General features: G+C 37.2%; 1 pseudogene. It reads left to right on the top strand.

The features are described 5' to 3' along the window. Positions 1-70: pseudogene (locus RYX56_RS24170) on the top strand (30S ribosomal protein S14); the annotation flags it as partial. Between the last annotated feature and the right edge of the window lie 180 nt (positions 71-250).

The raw sequence follows: 250 nt of genomic DNA on the forward strand, positions 1-250 counted from the left end.
GTCACGTATTGCCTTTAGGGAGTATGCTCATAAAGGGCAAATACCAGGCGTGAAAAAGTCCAGTTGGTAATTGGTTATAGCTGATAATTGATAGAATGGCAGGGGGTGAATTTATGTTTTGTCCCTGATTCAAAGCTTATGAAAATAGTTTTTATTGGGAAGCATTTGAATTTTCAAGAACTAGCAAGAGGTTTTCAATATAATCTTGCTTAATTAGCCTATTGGGTAGCTTCATTACCAGTAGAGCAGC

Origin of the sequence: Alkalihalophilus lindianensis (assembly GCF_032843265.1) — a bacterium.
Classification (GTDB): domain Bacteria; phylum Bacillota; class Bacilli; order Bacillales; family Bacillaceae_D; genus Alkalihalophilus; species Alkalihalophilus lindianensis.